This is a genomic window from Pseudonocardia sp., from assembly GCF_025465255.1.
Lineage (GTDB): Bacteria > Actinomycetota > Actinomycetes > Mycobacteriales > Pseudonocardiaceae > Pseudonocardia.
In genome coordinates this window covers 1-16,250 of the sequence record NZ_JAODNI010000143.1, presented here as the reverse complement: position 1 = coordinate 16,250, position 16,250 = coordinate 1, and the positions used below count along the sequence as shown (strand labels likewise).

Annotated in this window: 14 protein-coding genes; 6 read left to right on the top strand and 8 right to left on the bottom strand. The window is 71.3% G+C overall.

Annotated elements, in window-relative coordinates; translation table 11 throughout:
• Positions 1-263 precede the first annotated feature (263 nt).
• Genes JWP64_RS17760 through JWP64_RS17750 form a run of 3 tightly spaced genes read left to right on the top strand, consistent with a single transcriptional unit; the run spans position 264 to position 4,521 of the window.
• On the top strand, positions 264-1,286 hold the full coding sequence (locus tag JWP64_RS17760; protein ID WP_297498364.1) for a hypothetical protein: 1,023 nt from the start codon (positions 264-266) through the stop codon (positions 1,284-1,286).
• Positions 1,283-2,278, top strand: coding sequence for a hypothetical protein (locus tag JWP64_RS17755; RefSeq protein WP_297498361.1), 996 nt, complete (start codon positions 1,283-1,285; stop codon positions 2,276-2,278). The genes JWP64_RS17760 and JWP64_RS17755 overlap by 4 nt, the downstream gene beginning before the upstream one ends.
• The gene (locus JWP64_RS17750) at positions 2,275-4,521 is read left to right on the top strand and encodes a bifunctional polysaccharide deacetylase/glycosyltransferase family 2 protein (RefSeq protein ID WP_297498358.1); all 2,247 of its coding nucleotides are present in this window, start codon (positions 2,275-2,277) and stop codon (positions 4,519-4,521) included. Before JWP64_RS17755 ends, JWP64_RS17750 begins: the two co-directional genes overlap by 4 nt.
• Positions 4,522-4,799: 278 nt before the next feature.
• On the opposite strand, the gene JWP64_RS17745 is transcribed toward JWP64_RS17750, so the two are convergent.
• Together JWP64_RS17745 and JWP64_RS17740 are read right to left on the bottom strand one after the other, a co-directional pair.
• Positions 4,800-4,934, bottom strand: coding sequence for a hypothetical protein (locus tag JWP64_RS17745; RefSeq protein WP_297498355.1), 135 nt, complete (start codon positions 4,932-4,934; stop codon positions 4,800-4,802).
• Positions 4,935-5,370: 436 nt separating this feature from the next.
• Positions 5,371-5,682 carry a hypothetical protein gene (locus JWP64_RS17740; RefSeq protein WP_297498352.1) on the bottom strand — a complete coding sequence of 104 codons (312 nt, stop codon included), beginning with the start codon at positions 5,680-5,682 and terminating at the stop codon, positions 5,371-5,373.
• 362 nt (positions 5,683-6,044) lie between these two features.
• On the opposite strand from JWP64_RS17740, the gene JWP64_RS17735 reads away from it, so the two are divergent.
• Together JWP64_RS17735 and JWP64_RS17730 are read left to right on the top strand one after the other, a co-directional pair.
• A complete protein-coding gene (locus JWP64_RS17735) occupies positions 6,045-6,533 on the top strand; it encodes an HNH endonuclease (protein WP_297498349.1) in 489 nt (162 codons plus the stop codon).
• Between the two features lie 349 nt (positions 6,534-6,882).
• Positions 6,883-7,584 carry a hypothetical protein gene (locus JWP64_RS17730; protein ID WP_297498346.1) on the top strand — a complete coding sequence of 234 codons (702 nt, stop codon included), beginning with the start codon at positions 6,883-6,885 and terminating at the stop codon, positions 7,582-7,584.
• Between the two features lie 131 nt (positions 7,585-7,715).
• Here the strand turns inward: JWP64_RS17730 and JWP64_RS17725 are convergent, their stop codons facing one another.
• From JWP64_RS17725 to JWP64_RS17700, 6 genes are all read right to left on the bottom strand, one after another.
• On the bottom strand, positions 7,716-8,435 hold the full coding sequence (locus tag JWP64_RS17725; protein WP_366890151.1) for a sugar transferase: 720 nt from the start codon (positions 8,433-8,435) through the stop codon (positions 7,716-7,718).
• A 177-nt stretch (positions 8,436-8,612) separates the two neighbouring features.
• On the bottom strand, positions 8,613-10,148 hold the full coding sequence (locus tag JWP64_RS17720; RefSeq protein WP_297498343.1) for a sugar transferase: 1,536 nt from the start codon (positions 10,146-10,148) through the stop codon (positions 8,613-8,615).
• A 387-nt stretch (positions 10,149-10,535) separates the two neighbouring features.
• Positions 10,536-11,468 carry a dihydrodipicolinate synthase family protein gene (locus JWP64_RS17715; protein ID WP_297498340.1) on the bottom strand — a complete coding sequence of 311 codons (933 nt, stop codon included), beginning with the start codon at positions 11,466-11,468 and terminating at the stop codon, positions 10,536-10,538.
• Positions 11,469-11,489: 21 nt separating this feature from the next.
• The gene (locus JWP64_RS17710; protein WP_297498336.1) at positions 11,490-12,272 is read right to left on the bottom strand and encodes an SDR family NAD(P)-dependent oxidoreductase; all 783 of its coding nucleotides are present in this window, start codon (positions 12,270-12,272) and stop codon (positions 11,490-11,492) included.
• 27 nt (positions 12,273-12,299) lie between these two features.
• Positions 12,300-13,799: an FAD-dependent oxidoreductase gene (locus tag JWP64_RS17705; RefSeq protein ID WP_297498333.1), complete on the bottom strand. Its 1,500-nt coding sequence runs from the start codon at positions 13,797-13,799 to the stop codon at positions 12,300-12,302.
• Complete coding sequence (locus tag JWP64_RS17700) at positions 13,796-15,157, bottom strand: MFS transporter (RefSeq protein ID WP_297498330.1); 1,362 nt, start codon at positions 15,155-15,157, stop codon at positions 13,796-13,798. The genes JWP64_RS17705 and JWP64_RS17700 overlap by 4 nt, the downstream gene beginning before the upstream one ends.
• Before the next feature lie 168 nt (positions 15,158-15,325).
• Here JWP64_RS17700 and JWP64_RS17695 point away from each other — a divergent pair, with 168 nt between their 5' ends.
• Entirely contained in the window at positions 15,326-16,237 is a 912-nt protein-coding gene (locus JWP64_RS17695; RefSeq protein WP_297498327.1) for a LysR family transcriptional regulator, read from the top strand.
• Positions 16,238-16,250 lie beyond the last annotated feature (13 nt).

Genomic DNA, 16,250 nt, shown 5'->3' with positions numbered 1-16,250 from the left:
GGGGGGACGCGGTGCCGCCCGGGCTGATCCGGCTCTCCGCGGGCCGCGAGGACACCGACGACCTGCTCGACGACGTGCTGGGGGCGCCGGAGCGGATCCGCGCGTGACAGAGGGTTGCCAGATCGTGGCGACGTTCACTGCTCCGTAACGCACTCCGCCACCCGTTCGATGGATGGTCAGCAGACCTAGTGCCCGATTCGGCAGGTCATACGTGACGGAACGAGCGAATGGGCCTGCCGGTCTAGTCCGAACGGTGGAGGCACGTGTACGTGAGGTTGTCCGGCAAGGTCTGCGGCGCCGTGGCAGCGGTCGTGGCGCTGCTCGGCGTGGCCGCGTGCGGCAGCGACACCGCCGACGACGCGTCCGGGGCAGGAGCGGCACCGGCGGCCGTCGAGACCCGCATCCAGCCCTACATCGACGCCTCGATCACCTCCGCCGCCCTCGACGAGATGGCGAGCACCACCGGCGTCGCCGACGCGGTCCTCGCCTTCGCCCTGGCGAGCGGTGACTCCTGCACCCCCGCCTGGGGTGGCACCCGCCCGCTCACGGACCCCGCCCTCGTCGACGCCGCCAAGGGCCTGACCGCCCGCGGTGGCCGGATCACGGTCGCGACGGGTGGGGCGAGCGGCCCGTACCTGGAGAACGCCTGCACCGACGCCGACGCGCTGGCCGGTGCCTACCGCGCCGCGCTCGACGCGGTCGGGAGCAACCGCCTGGACGTCGACATCGAGGCGGACGTCCCGGCCGACACCGTCGTCTCGGCGCTGAAGCAGCTGCAGGACGAGCGGGCGACCAGCGTCTCGCTGACCCTGCCCGTCGAGAGCGCGGGCCTCACCCCGAACGCGCTGTCGCTGGTCCGCGCCGCGGACGGGGCCGGCGTCACCGCGGACGTGAACGCGATGATCATGAACTTCCACGCCGACGGCGCCTGGGCGACCGCGATGACGGACGCGACCGGCGCCGTCCTCGGCCAGCTCCGGCAGCTCCGGCCCGACGAGCCGGCGGCGCAGACCGCCGCCCGCACCGGTGTCACCTTCATGCTCGGCCGCACCGACCTCGGCGCGGTCACCACCCTCGACGACGCGGCCGCCGTCACCCGGGACGCCCGGGCGCGCGGGCTCGGGTCGGTCGGGTTCTGGTCGGTGGGTCGCGACAACGGAGGCTGCCCCGACGCCTCCGCCGCCGCCTACGACTGCAGCGGGATCGCACAGTCCCGCTTCGCCTTCACCGAGATCGTCCGCGACAACCTCGTGGACACCGCTCCCCCGGAGGACAGCGCACGATGATCGAGCAGCCCACCACGGCCCGCCGAGCCCTGCGTCCGGTCGCCGACCTGACCACCGCGATCCCGTCCACCCGCCTCACCCAGGACGAGACCACGGCCTGGCGCACGGTGGCCGGCATCGAGTCCGCGACGACGGCGATCCCGGCGGCGCGGAGCGGCGAGAAGGCGACGACCGCGGTCCCGGCGACCGGCTTCGTCGAGTCCCTGACGACGGCGGTCCCCGCCCCGACGACCCCCGCCGAGCGGGCCGCCGTGCGCGCGGCGGAGCTGGCGTCGGCGTTGCGGTCCGACCCGATCCTGGAGGAGCCGACCTCCCTGGTCCCGGCGGTTCGGCCGGTCGAGGCGACCGCGCTCGTGGCCCAGCCGCTGCCGGGGGAGGACGACGCGTCGGCGATCGAGGAGACCTCGGTGATCCAGCTCGCCCAGCCGGTGTTCGTCGACGGGACCGGCCGCCGGACCCGCCGGACCAAGGTCATCGCCTACACGGTCGCGTCGGCCTGCGTCGCGATGCTCGCGCTGGTCGGGGTCAGCCTCGCGGCCGGACAGCACACGCCGATGCTGCAGATCCCGCTGCTGGGCGGGGACAGCACGGCGTCCGCGGAGACCCAGGTCGAGGAGGCCGCCGCGCCGGCGGCGACCGCGGCCGCGCCCGAGGCGACCCGGAGCACGACGACCGCGCGGGCGGTCGCCCCGCGGGCGACCACGGCGAAGCCGACGCGCGCGGCTCCCGCCCCGGTCGTCCCCGTCGTCCCGTCCTCGCCCGCCGGCACGGGCACCAAACCGGCGACGGGCGGTACGGAGGGCACCCCCGACACCGGGACCGGGACCACTCCGGGGACCGGGACCGGGACCACTCCGGGGACCGGGAGCGACCCGGGGACCACTCCGGGGACCGGGAGCGACCCGGGAACCACTCCGGGGACCGGGACCGACCCGGGAACCACCCCGGGGACCGGAACGGCTCCGGGCGCCGGCACCGGAACCATCCCGTGAGCCGCTCCCGGCATGTCCCCCGCCCCAGCTGGCTCCTCGTCCTCATCGCCTTCGTCACCTTCGGCGCGGTCCTGCTGGTCAACGGCGTCGTCAACGCCGAGTTCGGCAACGACGCCGAGGGCGCCGGCGACCGCGGGCCCGACGGGGCGATCCCCGTGGTCGTCTCCGAGGGTGGTTCGGTCGTGGACGCGACCCACGACCCGGTCCGCACGATCCGGTACCCCGCGAAGACCATCGCGCTCTCCTTCGACGACGGCCCGGACCCGCTCTGGACCCCGCAGGTCCTGGCGGTGCTGAAGAAGCACCAGGTGCCCGGCACGTTCTTCGTCCTCGGTTCGCAGGTTGCGCAGTACCCGCAGCTGGCCCGGGACATCCGGGCCCAGGGCTCCGAGATCGGGCTGCACACCTTCACCCACCCCGACCTGACGCACATCGCCCCGAACCGGGTGGAGCGCGAGCTCACGCTCACCCAGTTCGCCGTGGCCGGCGCGACGGGGGAGATCACCTACCTGGTCCGCCCGCCGTACTCCTCGCGCGTCGACGCCCTCGACGACGAGGACTACGACATCGTCCAGAGCCTCGGCAAGGACGGGTACATCACGGCCCTGACGGACTTCGACAGCCGGGACTGGGAGCGCAAGGGCGTCGACCGGATCGTCGCCGCGTCCACCCCCGAGAACGACGCGGGCGGCTCGCTCCTCCTGCACGACGCCGGTGGCGAACGCTCGCAGACCGTCGCCGCGCTCGACCGGTTGATCCCGCAGCTCAAGGCCCAGGGTTGGACGTTCTCGACGACGAGCCAGGCCGTCGGCCTGCCCCCGGCCAACCACGAGGCCAGCACCTTCGACGTCGTCGCCGGCACCGTCCTGTTGGCCGCGACCGCCTTCTCCACCAGCGCGGTCCGGGTCCTCGAGTGGTGTCTGCTGATCGTCGGCGGCCTCGTGGTGCTGCGACTGCTGATCATGCTGGTGGTCGCGGGCCGGCAGAAGCGGCGGACCGACCGCATGACGAGGGATCCGAACCGGCCCGTCTACACGCGTCCGGTCTCGGTGATCGTCCCCGCGTACAACGAGAAGGAGTGCATCGAGCAGACGGTGCGCTCGATCGCGGCGGGGGACCATCCCGTCGAGATCATCGTGGTCGACGACGGCTCGACCGACGGCACGTCGGACATCGTCGAGCGGATGGCGATGCCGAACGTCCGGCTGATCCGCCAGCCCAACTCCGGCAAGCCCGCCGCCCTCAACACCGGCATCGCGGCGGCCCGGAACGAGGTCATCGTGATGGTCGACGGGGACACGGTCTTCGAGACCTCGACCGTCCGGCTGCTGGTGCAGGACATGGTGGATCCGGAGGTCGGCGCGGTCGCGGGCAACGCGAAGGTGGCCAACCGGAACACCCTCGTCGCCAAGTGGCAGCACATCGAGTACGTGATGGGCTTCAACCTCGACCGCCGCGTCTACGACGAGTGGCGCTGCATGGCCACCGTGCCCGGCGCGATCGGCGCGTTCCGCAAGTCCGCGCTGCGCCAGGTCGGCGGCGTCAGCGAGGACACGCTCGCCGAGGACACCGACCTGACGATGGCCCTGAGCCGCGCGGGCTGGCGGATCACCTATGTCGACAGCTCACGCGCCTGGACCGAGGCGCCCGCCACGTTCACCCAGCTCTGGCGCCAGCGCTACCGGTGGAGCTACGGGACCATCCAGTCGATGTGGAAGCACCGCTCGGCGGTGACGGCCAAGGGCCCGTCGGGACACTTCGGCCGGGTCGGGCTGTTGAACCTCGCGCTGTTCCAGGTGCTGCTGCCGCTGCTCGCGCCGCTGGTGGACGTCTTCCTCGTCTACGGCCTGTTCTTCCTGGACCCGTGGGTCACGCTGGCGGCGTGGGGCGGCGTGCAGCTGATCCAGCTGCTCTCGGCCGTCTACGCGTTCCGGCTGGAGAAGGAGAAGCTCGGAGTGCTGTGGCTGCTGCCGCTGCAGCAGATCGTCTACCGCCAGCTCATGTACGCGGTGCTGATCCGCTCCGTCGTCACGGCGGTCACCGGGATCCGGCTGCGCTGGCAGAAGCTGCGGCGGACGGGTGACTTCGGCGGGGTGCCGGTGGCGTCCGGCCCGAAGCCGCTGCCGCCGTCGGTGGAGGTGTACACGGGCTCGTTCCAGGCGGTGGTGCCCGGTGCGCGCCGACCGGCCGAGCCGCACCCTGTCCGTGCGACCGTGCCGCCCCGGGTCCCACCCCACGGCTGAAACTCGCCGTTCATCGCAGCGTCATATACATCACCCTTCACCGCGATAACACTTTCTTCACCCGATCGAGCTACTGGATGAACGCCCCTAGGCCTATATGGCCGAGGGAGCGGACATCCCCCGAACGTGGTGAAGGTGGCGACAACGATGGAGTCCGAGAGCGCGTGGCAGTACGACGCGCCGGAGGCTGACGCTCCGACGGTCGAGATCCCGGTGGTACACAGGCCCGTCTTCGTCGACAGCACCGGCCGCAGGACGCGCCGGGCCAAGGCCGTGGCCTACATGGTGGCGACGGTCTGCATCGCGATGTTGGTGATGGTCGGGGTGAGCGTCGTCGCGGGCCAGCGGACGCCGATGCTGGAGCTGCCGTTGCTGGGCGGCACGGCGAACGCGAGCACTCCGTCGGAAGGCACGGTGGGCCTCGCCGGACCCGCCGCCGCAGTGGGGGCGGCGGACGACGCCGCGGGCCGGCCGACCGGTCTCCTGCAGGTCCGGAAGACACCTCCGACCGTCCGTACCCGCGTCCCTGCGGCTCCGGTCTCGGTCGAACCGCAGGCTTCCCGCCCGCCGGTCGTACCGGTCGCACCGGCTCCGGTGGTCACACCGAAACCGACACCGGTGACGCGGCCGACCACCGCACCACCCGTCGTACCTCCGGTGACGCCGGCGCCGACACCTGAAGGTGAGCCGAACCCGCCGCCGACGACCGTCCCGCCGACGACCGAACCACCGGCTACGACGACCCCGGAGACCACCGCGCCGGAACCCACCTCTGGCGACTCCACGCCAGCCTGACGAGCACGCCGGGGACCGGGGCGAGGCGTCGGGACGGGTGGGTGCCGGGCGCGGTCAGAAGGAGAGCAGGCCGGCGCCGAACAGGGCCCCGACACCGAGCACGAGCAGCGCGCCGACGCTCCCGGCGAGGAGCACGACCTTGTGCCCGGCCCCGTCCCTGCGGCGGCCGACGAGCTCGGCAGCCTCGACCCAGGACGTCGGGCCGACGGGCGCCTCGGCCGTCCAGTACTCGCGGAGATCCAGGGACTGCGCAGGGATCGCGGTGAACTCGATGGTCGCGGGCTCGATGTCCGGGAACTGGGCGGGGGCTGTCGTGGTGCGCATCGGGTCCTCCAGCGGGTCTCTGTACTCCTCTGTCGCGGCCACCCCGGACCTCGTTATGGGGCCGCTCGCCGGTTCATCAAGACTGATGACTAGCCCGAACGGCGTAGCCGCTCCTGGACGTTCTGGCTCAGCGATCACCGCTCATCTGCACATTCGCCCCGGGCGGCACGGAACCCTGAGCCGGAGCGGACGTCGACGTCCCCGGTGGTTCCCCCACCGTCCGCAGCAATATCACACGTGCGTAATCTCGCCTCCGTATGGTCGACTACACCCATCCGATACGGAGGTGGTCGCGCGTGCCGGAACGACAACTCCACCCCATCGACACCGACCCCGAGCCAGGGGAAGTGTCGGGGGCCGTGCCAAACCTGTGCGCGGTCCCGACGGGGTCCAGGGTTCTGCTGTTGAACGCGAGCTTCGAGCCGCTGGCCGTGGTGACGGCCAAACGCGCGATCGTGCTGATGCTCGCGGGTAAGGCGGAGTGTGTGCAGGCCGCGCTCGAGGGCGCCGCGTTCCACTCCGAGAATCTCACTCTCCCGTGGCCGTCGGTCATGCGGCTGTCCCGCTACGTGCGGGTTCCCTACCGCCGCGCCGTCCCCATGACCCGCGCGGGAGTGCTCCGCCGTGATCTGCGCAGATGTGCGTACTGCACCAGGAAGGCAGACACGATCGACCACGTCGTCCCGCGGAGCCGCGGCGGTGGGCACACCTGGGAGAACTGTGTCGCCGCCTGCAGGGCGTGCAACTCCAAGAAGGCGGACCGCCTGCTCGAGGAGCTCGGCTGGACGCTGAAGACCAACCCGAGGCCCCCCAGCCGGGCCGCGGGCGGGGTGCTGGTGCTGGCCGTGGAACCGCTGCCGGCCTGGGAGCCCTGGCTCAACGTCGCCGCCTGACGGGCACGGCGGACCACCGCTCGTAACGAGCCCTCCTGCGCGGGCGAGCCTCCCTGCGGAAGTCCGGTCGGACGGGTTCGGACTGCGGACAGTGCGGGCCGCAGGAGTGCGCAGCGTTCATCCCCGCCGGATGATGAAACGGCCCGCCCCGGGAGGGGCGGGCCGTTCCTGTACTGATCGGGGCGGTGGACCGATCAGTACGCCACGCCGCCCCGTGGAGCGTGGGGCGGAGGTCCGTTCTGACCAGGAAGTCGCCCGCCACGCTCGGTTCGTTAACCGTCACTCCTGCGCATACCCAGACTTGATGAGAACCTGATCGCTCTTTCGGTTTGATGGGTGGTGCAGGCCGGTGCGCGTCCGCGAGGGTGGGGCGCACGGGACGTCGGGGGACGAGATCGGACAGCAGGACATGGCAGCAGGCGACACAATCGTCGACGTGGGACGACACCGGCAGCGGACGGAGACCTTCCGCCTGGTGTACGTGTGCACGGGCAACATCTGCCGGTCCCCGGTCGCCGAGATCATGACGCGGCACCTGTTGATCGGGAAGCTGGGAGGCCGCCTGGCCTCCCGGTTCGACGTGTCGAGTGCCGGCGTGAGCGCGGTCGTCGACTCCCAGATCCACCCGGACACCCGGGAGGAGCTGACGCCCTGGGGGCTCGACGGCGTGATCGCCGGCCGGTTCCGTGCGCGTCAGCTGCGCTCCGCGATGGTCCGGGAGGCCGACCTCGTGCTCGGCGCGAACCCGCGGCACCGCAGCGCAGTCGTCGAGCAGGCCCCCGAGGGAATGAAGACGGCATTCAGCATCCGGGAGTTCGCGCTCCTCGCCGAGGCGGTGGACCCGGACGTGCTGCCGCTGGACCCGATCACCCGCGCGCACGAGCTCGTCGAGCAGGCGCGGCTGAATCGAGGCCTGGTGCCGATGGATCCGGAGGAGCTCGAGATCCCGGACCCGATGGGGCGGTCGCAGAAGGCGCACCACGAGGCGGTGATGCTGATCGTGGACGCGGTGGCGCGGATCGTGAACCTGATGGTGCCGACGCGGCGGTGAGCAGGAGCCCTCGGCGCCGTACTGCCAGGGGCCGCCACCGGGACGTCGACGGTCGATGAGGTCTCAGGGGGCTGCAACGAGGTCGGCCCGCCCTGGGTTCCAGGACGGGCCGGGCGAGGAGTGAATGCGGGTCAGTAGGCGCCGCCACCCTTGACGACCACGCCGACCGTCTTGGCGAGGATCTTGGCATCGAGCAGGGGGCTCCAGCTGTCGACGTAGGTGGCGTCGAGGGCGATGGACTCGTCCCAGCCGAGGTCGCTGCGGCCGCTGACCTGCCAGAGGCCGGTCATGCCGGGCTTGACGAGGAGGCGGCGGGCGGCGGTGGGGCAGTAGTGGCCGACCTCGCAGCGCAGGGCCGGGCGGGGGCCGACGAGAAGCATGGTGCCGGCGAGGACGTTGAAGAGCTGGGGGAGCTCGTCGAGGGAGTACTTGCGGAGGAAGCCACCGACAGCGGTGATCCGCGGGTCGTTGCGCATCTTGAACAGCGGGCCGGCGCCGTCGTTCGCCGCGTGGAGGGCGGCGAGCTTCGCCTCGGCGTCGACGACCATGGAGCGGAACTTGATCATCCCGAAGTCGCGGCCGTCGAGGCCGACGCGGTTCTGGCGGAAGAAGATCGGGCCGCCGTCGAGCTTCACGGTGATCATCACCGCGAGCAGGACGGGGAGCAGCAGGACGAGGACGATGAGTGCGCCGAGGGCGTTGAGGACCGTCCAGGCGGGGCCGGGGCGCCGTGCCGGGGCGACCTCGAGGGCGATGTGCGCCGCGCTGGTGCGCGGCGCGATCGGAGCCTCGACGACCCGGACGGCCTTGGTGCGAGGGGCCGGGATCATGGTCTCGACTGCGGCGGTCATGCTGTGTCTCCCCGAGCTCGGTGTGCTCGGCGGCCCGGTGTGGCGCCGCGTTCACTGGCCTGTCGTGGATCACTCGAAGGTCATTAGCCGCCTCGTTCGGACTTCAACAGAATTGATGACCTTCGACCGGAAGGCGTAAGAGGCATCCGCCATGCGGCGGAACGCCTACCCTGCCCCTCAGCAGGCCCCACGGCTCTTGATCACGGCGCCGACGGTCTTCCAGAGGATCGTGAAGTCCAGTGCCATGGACCAGTTCTCGACGTAGCGCAGGTCGAGCCGCACGGACTCCTGCCAGGAGAGGTTGCTGCGTCCGCTGACCTGCCAGAGCCCGGTCATCCCGGGACGCACCAGCAGCCGGCGGCGCGCGGCGTCCTCATAGGTCGCGACCTCGGCGGGCAGCGGCGGGCGCGGTCCGACCAGCGACATGGAGCCGCCGACGACGTTGAGCAGCTGGGGGAGCTCGTCGAGGGAGTACTTCCGGAGCAGGGTGCCGATCTTCGTGATGCGCGGGTCGTGCGTCATCTTGAACAGCGGACCGGCGCCCTCGTTGGCCTCGGCCAACTCGGCAAGCCTGGCCTCGGCGTCGACGACCATCGAGCGGAACTTGACCATCCGGAACGTGCGCCCGTTGCTGCCGACGCGTTCCTGCTTGAAGAACACCGGCCCACCGTCCGCACGCACGGCGATCGCGACGGCGATGAACACCGGCGCGATCAGCAGCAGCAGGAAGCCGGCGACGGAGCGGTCCATCGCGGCCTTCAGCGCGCGGGAGACGCCGGTGAACCGGGGCTTGGACAAGCGCAGCAGCGGCAGCCCATCCACCGGGGTGATGTGCATGCGGGGGCCGGCGATCTCCATCAGGCCGGGGTCGACGGCGAGCTCGGCGTCCGTGCCCTCGAGCTGCCAGGCGAGGCGGTGCAGGCGGGCGGGGCCCCAGCCGGGGGCCGGGGAGACGGAGACGACGCCGTAGCCCTTGGCGCGGACTGCGGTGTTGACGGAGTCGAGGTCCCCGACAACGGGGATCCCCTCGACGGTGTCGCTGTCCTCCGGCCCGCGGCCGGTTGGCGTGCAGGCGCCCGTGACCCGCCAACCGAAATGGGGATCGCGGCGGGTGCGGCGCACCATGTCCGCCACCGACTCCGGGCTGCCGACGGCGAGCACGAGATGCTGGCAGCGGCCCTTGCCACGCTGGTGGTGCAGCCACTTGCGCAGCCCGAACCGGCCGAGGACGAGCAGAACGCCGGTCAGCGGCACGATCAGGAAGACCCAGATCCGCACCGAGTCGACCATGAGTGCGAGGCCGCCGAGGGCCAACAGCACCGCAGCGCCGACCACGGCCCGGCCGAGTCCCTTGAACTCTGCACTGCCGTTCCCGAGGACCCGCCGGTCCCAGGCGCGGCAAAGGGGGAGCGTGCCGACGAGCAGCGCTGCGGCGATCAGGCCGCACACGATCCTCGCCCGGTCCGCGGCCTCGGCGCCCGCCAGCCCGGCGAGCACCGCGATCGTCGTCGTCACGACGACGATCACGAGGTCCGTCGCCACGACGAGCTTCGCGAAGCGCCGCTGCCATCGAGCCGGCGGCGCGCCGTACGAGGTCCCGCGGGCGACGCCTGCGGCCCGCGGAGAGGGGATGACGGAGAAGCGACTGATCGGCCGTGCTGCGCCGGCGGCCGGCGTCTGGGGACCGCCGACCGTCTCCGGATTCGTGCTCACTACGTGCGCTCCCCGCGGGTGCTCAATGACAGAGGTGTCGCGGTATGCACTCGCGCATGGCCAGGGGAATTCCGCGTCTTGCGGGATGGTCACACGCGATTACCGCACTGATGTCCTCTTCGCAGCCCGCGCAGGCAGCGTTACCCTCTGTGCGCAAGTCATTGAAAATTGGTCCATTCGGCCCACTGGTCGAGCGGCTTGCCTGCTTCGCGCCGTGACCTTGACTGCACCTTGCGTCAGTTCAGGACACCAACGTGGACCTGACGGTCCGGGTGGTCAGCGTGGGCAGCGAGTCGGTTCAGGTGCGGGTCTGGTGCCGGTGGAGGCCGGGTCATCGCCGTCCGGGCCGGGGAGGACCGTCGGTGCTCCCCGGCCTACGCACCAGAGTCAGCCCCGGCCTGCTGCCAGGCCCGCCCGCTCGACGGCGTCGCGGAGCGCGGTCCGTTCGGCCTCGCCGATGGGCTGCAATGGCGGGCGGACGTGCGCGGCGTCGATCCGTCCCAACAGTTCCAGGACGACCTTCATCCGGTTGTGGCCGTCGAGGAACGGGTCCCCGTAGCAGGCGTCGGAGAGCGGCCGGATGCGTTCCCAGACCCGGCGCGCCTCCGTGAGGTCCTGCTTCTCCACCGCCCGCCACAGCTCGACGTGCAGGTCGACGACGACGCTGCCATGCCCGGACAGGATGCCGTCCGCGCCCAGCACCAGCGAAGCCAGCAGCGACCGGCTGAAGCTGGACAGCACCGAGATCGGCTTGTCGAGCGCGCGCAGCGCCCGCAGATTGCGCTCGTAGACGACGATGTCGTTGGACCACTCCTTGATCGCCACTACGTTGTCGATCTCCGAGCAGATCTTCACGATCGCGTCGGTGCCCAACCGCAGCCCGGAGGTCGCCGGGTAGACGAAGGCGATCATCGGCAGGCCGGTGGCGTCGGCGATCTGCGCGTAGTGCGCGAACGCCATCTCCGGGCGCAGCTGCGAACCACCGTCGAACACCACCGACGGGAACACGAGCAGTGCGTCCGCACCCGCAGCCTCCGCGTCGGCGGCGATCCGGGCCGCCTTGGCCGAGCCGTCCTGATACACCCCGGAGATCACCGGGACCTGCCCGGCGACCTCGTCGAGCACGATGTCGAGCTGCCGACGCTGCTCGTCGGCGGTCAGCGTGGCCACCTCCGAGGCGTGCGCGTTGGTGGTGATGCCCGCGACGCCGTCGACGTCGAGCAGCGCTCGCAGATGCCGGCGCAGGTTCGGCTCGTCGATCTCGAGGTCGCTGGTGAACGGGAGCAGATGGGCCGGGATCACACCGCGGAACGAGACCATCGTGGTTCTTCCTCTCGAGGGTCAGTGCATGAGCAGGCCGCCGGTGATGTTCACCGACTGGCCCGTCATGTAGTCGGACTCGGGACCGGCCAGGAACGTGACCACCCGGGCCACGTCGTCGGGCTTGCCGACCCGGCCCATCGGGATGGCCTTCGCGCGCTCCTCGGCCGTGGACAGGTTGAGGTCGCGGCTCATCGCGTCGGCGACGTCCCGCAGCTTGGTCTCGAAGATGGTGCCCGGGCAGACCGCGTTGACGTTCACACCGTCCGCGGCGACCTCCATGGCCAACGATTGGGTCAGCCCCATGACGGCGGCCTTGGACGAGGAGTAGGCGCCGTAGTTCGGCTTACCGATCTTGCCGAACCACGACGAGATGTTGATGATCTTTCCTGAGCCCCGGGCCCGCATCCCCGGTACCGCCGCCTTGCAGCACAGGAACACGCCCTCGACGTTGACCGCGAAGATCTTCCGCCACTCCTCCACCGGGGTGTCCTCCACCCGGGAGACCGTGATGATGCCGGCGTTGTTGACCAGGATGTCCGGAGCGACGTCGGCGTCCCCCCGCCACCGCGCCACCTCGGCGAAGGCGCGTTCGACGCTGTCCGGGTCGGTGACGTCCACCCCGATCGCGGTGGCGTCGTCGCCGGCCTCGCGGATCAGTGAGACGGTCTCCTGCGCGCCGTCGGTGTTCGCGTCGAGCACCGCGACCGCGGCGCCCTCGGCCGCCAGCCTGCGGGCGATGGCGCGTCCGATGCCGCCGGCGCTGCCGGTGACGACGGCGGTGCGGTCCTTCAGGTCGTACATCGTTGTCCTCTCGAGAGTTCGGGTGGGTCAGGCCGGGCGTGGGTCGGTGACCGCGGCGCGCGCGGCCAACCGCCCGGAGACGAAGGCCCAACCGAGGTGGTTGCCGTGGCCCTCGAGCAGCAGTCCGCCCTGGCCGTTGGAGCCGGCGGCGTAGAGGCCGGGTACGGGTACGTCGGCCTCGTCCAGGACACGCAGGTGCTCGTCCACCGCGAGCCCGCCGTCGGTCATGACGATCCAGCTCTTGACCGACCCGAGCGCGACGAACGGTCCCCGGGCGCAGCGGGGCGTCCCGTCGGGAAGGACGCCGGCGTCCGCGGCCGACGCCGCGAGCCGATCGGCCGGGACACCGATCTTCGCCGCCAGCTCGGGCAGCGTGGCGGCCTCGTGGTAGATGTCCTTGCGGTTGCGCCGGTAGTCGTCCATGTAGGCGTAGGCCACCCCGGGGGCGGTCGAGACGAACCGCGGCCACGCCGTGAAGGTCTCGGCGACGCGGCGGTCCAGGACGATGTAGCCCACCCCGTCGCGCTGCAGCGGCAGGTCGAGCCAGGGCTGCTTCGTCTCGTCGGTGAAGCGCTCGCCCTCCTGGTTCACCAGGATGGCGCCCTCGTGGTGCAGGTCCTGCGTCGGCGCGAGGTAGGACGTCGCGAACGCCATGATGAACGGGCGCAGCAGCCGGTCGGGCATGAACCGCAGGGCCAGCTGCATGATCGCGGTCAGCGGCTTCACCGGGGGCAGCCGCTGCACGAGCAGCTTCTTCGGCGGCGCCACGAAGCGCATCTCCGGGCCCCACAGCGACAGGTCGGCGTTGAGCAGCCGCCCGCCGGCCTCGATGCCCAGCCGCAGCCCGTCCCCGTTGCTCGTGGGGTTGATGCCCTCGACCCTGGACTTGTCCTCGCCCAGGTGCTCCCGCTTGAGCTCGACGCTGGAGCTGAAGTCGCCGGCGGCGAGCACCACCCCGCGGGTGCACCGGATGTGCAGCGTCGTGCCGTCGGGCCCGGTGCACTCCGCCCCCGCGACGCGACCGTCCTCGCGGATCAGCCGCGTGGCCGAGGTGCTGGTGAGGATCTCCACGCCCAGCTTCAGCGCGGCCCGCCGCAGCCAGTGGATGTACGCGCCGGCGTTGGGCAGCACGTTGTGCATCCGCGGGTGGCGGTTCGGCGGCTCGGGCATCGGCCCGAAGAACGCGATGCCCAGCGACTGCAGCCAATGGACGGTCTCGCCGGTGTGCTCGACGTAGCGCCGGCGCAGCACCAGGTTGTCGCGGTGCACGTTCTCCCCGGCGAAGGCCCCCATGTCCTCGAAGTGCTCGTCGAGGGAGTCCCGGATCCCGTTGCGGCGCTGCAGGTCGGTCAGGCTGGCCGACACCGACCCGACGGCCCGCGCCGACGTGCCGCCCAGCTCGTCGTTCTTCTCGACGAGCACGACCCGCGCGCCGAGCTGGGCCGCCTGTACCGCGGTGGCGAGGCCGGAGCCGCCGCCGCCCACGACCAGCACGTCCGTGTCGCGTTCCTGAATGGTGCCGCTCACCGGCGCGCCTCCACCTTCGCTTCGTACTCGGCGTCGATGTCCTCGAACGCCTGGCCCTTCGTCTCCCGCGCCGCCAGCGCGGCGACCAGGGTGATCAAGCACGTCACCAGCACGTAGATCGCGATGGGCGTGGCCGACCCGCTGCGCCGGAACAGCTCGAGGGCGATGATCGGGGCCAGCGAGCCCGCGAAGATCGACGTGAGCTGGTAGGCGATGGAGACGCCGGAGTAGCGCACCGGCGTCGTGAAGAGCTCGGAGATGAACGCGGCCTGCGGGCCGTACATCGCCCCGTGCAGCACCAGGCCCACCACCATCGCGATGACGATGTTCACCGTCGTGCCGCCGTCCAGCAGCCGGAAGAAGGCGAAGCCCCAGATGGCCATCCCGGCCGCGCCCACCGCGTAGACGGGACGGCGGCCGATCCGGTCGGACAGCGCGGCGAACAACGGGATGACGGCGCACTCGGCCGCGGCACCGACCAGCAGCGCGTTGAGGATCAGGCTGTTGCTCACGCCGCCCGTCTTCGCGTAGGTCAGCGAGAACGCCGTGATCACGTAGTAGGCGATGTTCTCCCCGGTCCGCAGGCCCATGCCGATCAGCAGCCCGCGCGGGTGCCGGCGCACGACCTCGACCCCCGGGATGTGGCGCATCTCCTGCTTCGTCTCCGCGGCCTTGCGCTGGGCCTCCCGGAACACCGGGCTCTCGTCCACGGACTGCCGGATCCAGTAGCCGAGGGCGACGAGCACCGCGGACAGCAGGAACGGGATCCGCCAGCCCCACGACGCGAAGGCCTCGTCACTCTGCACGGCGGCGAGGATCGCGAGCACGGCCGCGGCGAGCAGATTGCCCGCGGGCACGCCGACCTGCGGCCAGCTCGCCCAGAAGCCACGCCGTCGGGGTGTGCCGTACTCGGCGACGAGCAGCACCGCGCCGCCCCACTCACCGCCGACCGCGAAGCCCTGGATCAGCCGCAGCCCCACGAGCATCAGCGGCGCCCACACACCGACCTGGGCGTAGGTGGGCAGCAGCCCGATGCAGAAGGTCGCGACCCCCATCATGATCAGGCTCGTCATCAGCAGCTTCTTGCGACCGATCCGGTCGCCGAAGTGCCCGAAGACGAGGCCTCCGATCGGACGGGCGATGAACCCGAGCGCGTACGTGCCGAACGCGAGCGCGGTGCCGACCAGGGGATCGGAGTCCGGGAAGAAGACCGTGTTGAACACCAGCGCGGCAGCGGTGCCGTAGAGGAAGAAGTCGTACCACTCGATCGTCGTGCCCACGAGGCTCGCGAGGACGACCCGGGGCAGGGAGTTGCGGGCCGCCCCGCTCTCCGTGACCGATTCGGATGTCGACGTCATGGCCATCTCACCTGCCGGCCGCGCGATGCGACAACTTCCTGCATGGGGGTCTCCTCACCGATCTCCGTCGATCCCGGAGGGGCCTCCGGTGTGAACCGACCCACTGTCTGATGCAGACAGACGCACCAACAAGCACCAACTCGGCCCAGCACTGTGCAGAATCGCCCAGTGCTCTCCGCCGACGACATGCAGTACTTCCTCGCCGTGGCCCGCAGGCGCCGGCTGACCCAGGCGGCCACGGACCTCGGCGTCGACCACACCACCGTGGGCAGGCGCATCACCGCGCTGGAACGCTCGATCGGACAACGCCTGTTCGACCGGACGCCCCGCGGCTGGATCCTCACCGACGGCGGGCGGCTGCTGATGGGGCCGGCCGAGCTCGTCGCCACGGCCGTGGCCTCGGCCCAGGAGCTACTCGGTGGCCGAGGCGGCCTCACCGGCACCGTCCGCACCGTGTGTCCGGACGGTTTCGGCGCCTTCCTCCTCGCCCCCGCGCTGGGCCGGCTGCACGACGTCCACCCGCAGCTGACGGTCGAGATGATCACCACCACCGCGCACACCGCCCACGTCGCGCAGACGGTCCGCGAGTTCGACGTCGCCGTGCTGCTGCACGAACCCTCGTCGCCGCGGGTGCTCGGCCGTCACCTCACCGACTACATGATCCGGCTCTACGCCACGCCCGAATACCTCGCGACACGACCACCACTGCGAACCGCCGACGACCTCGCCGAGCACGTCTGCATCTGGTACGTCGACCACCTGCTGGAGGTCGCCCCGCTCGACTCGATGCACCGGATGCTGCCCGCACCGGCGACCGTGCAGTCGACGAACCTGGTGGCGCACTGGCAGGCCGCGGCCGCCGGCGTGGGCATCGCCCCGATGCCGCAGTACATCGCCGTCGGAGACCCGCGGCTCGTCCCGGTCCTACCGGAGATCGAGTTCCGCGGCAGCTACTGGCTCGCACTACCCCGTGAGCACGCGCGACTGGCGCGGGTCCGCGCCGTGGTCGAGTTGTTGGAGCAACTCGTACAGGAACGGGCGGACGACCTGACCGGACCGTCCGGGTCACGGCGCCCCTGATCGTCATCTCGAG

What these genes read in the sequence shown, in the direction of transcription:
- JWP64_RS17755 (WP_297498361.1), top strand. Translation starts at nt 1,283, where the DNA reads ATGATCGAGCAGCCCACCACGGCCCGCCGAGCCCTGCGTCCGGTCGCC.
- JWP64_RS17725 (WP_366890151.1), bottom strand. Translation starts at nt 8,435, where the DNA reads ATGACCGCCGCAGTCGAGACCATGATCCCGGCCCCTCGCACCAAGGCC.
- JWP64_RS17715 (WP_297498340.1), bottom strand. Translation starts at nt 11,468, where the DNA reads ATGGTCTCGTTCCGCGGTGTGATCCCGGCCCATCTGCTCCCGTTCACC.
- JWP64_RS17710 (WP_297498336.1), bottom strand. Translation starts at nt 12,272, where the DNA reads ATGTACGACCTGAAGGACCGCACCGCCGTCGTCACCGGCAGCGCCGGC.
- JWP64_RS17700 (WP_297498330.1), bottom strand. Translation starts at nt 15,157, where the DNA reads ATGACGTCGACATCCGAATCGGTCACGGAGAGCGGGGCGGCCCGCAAC.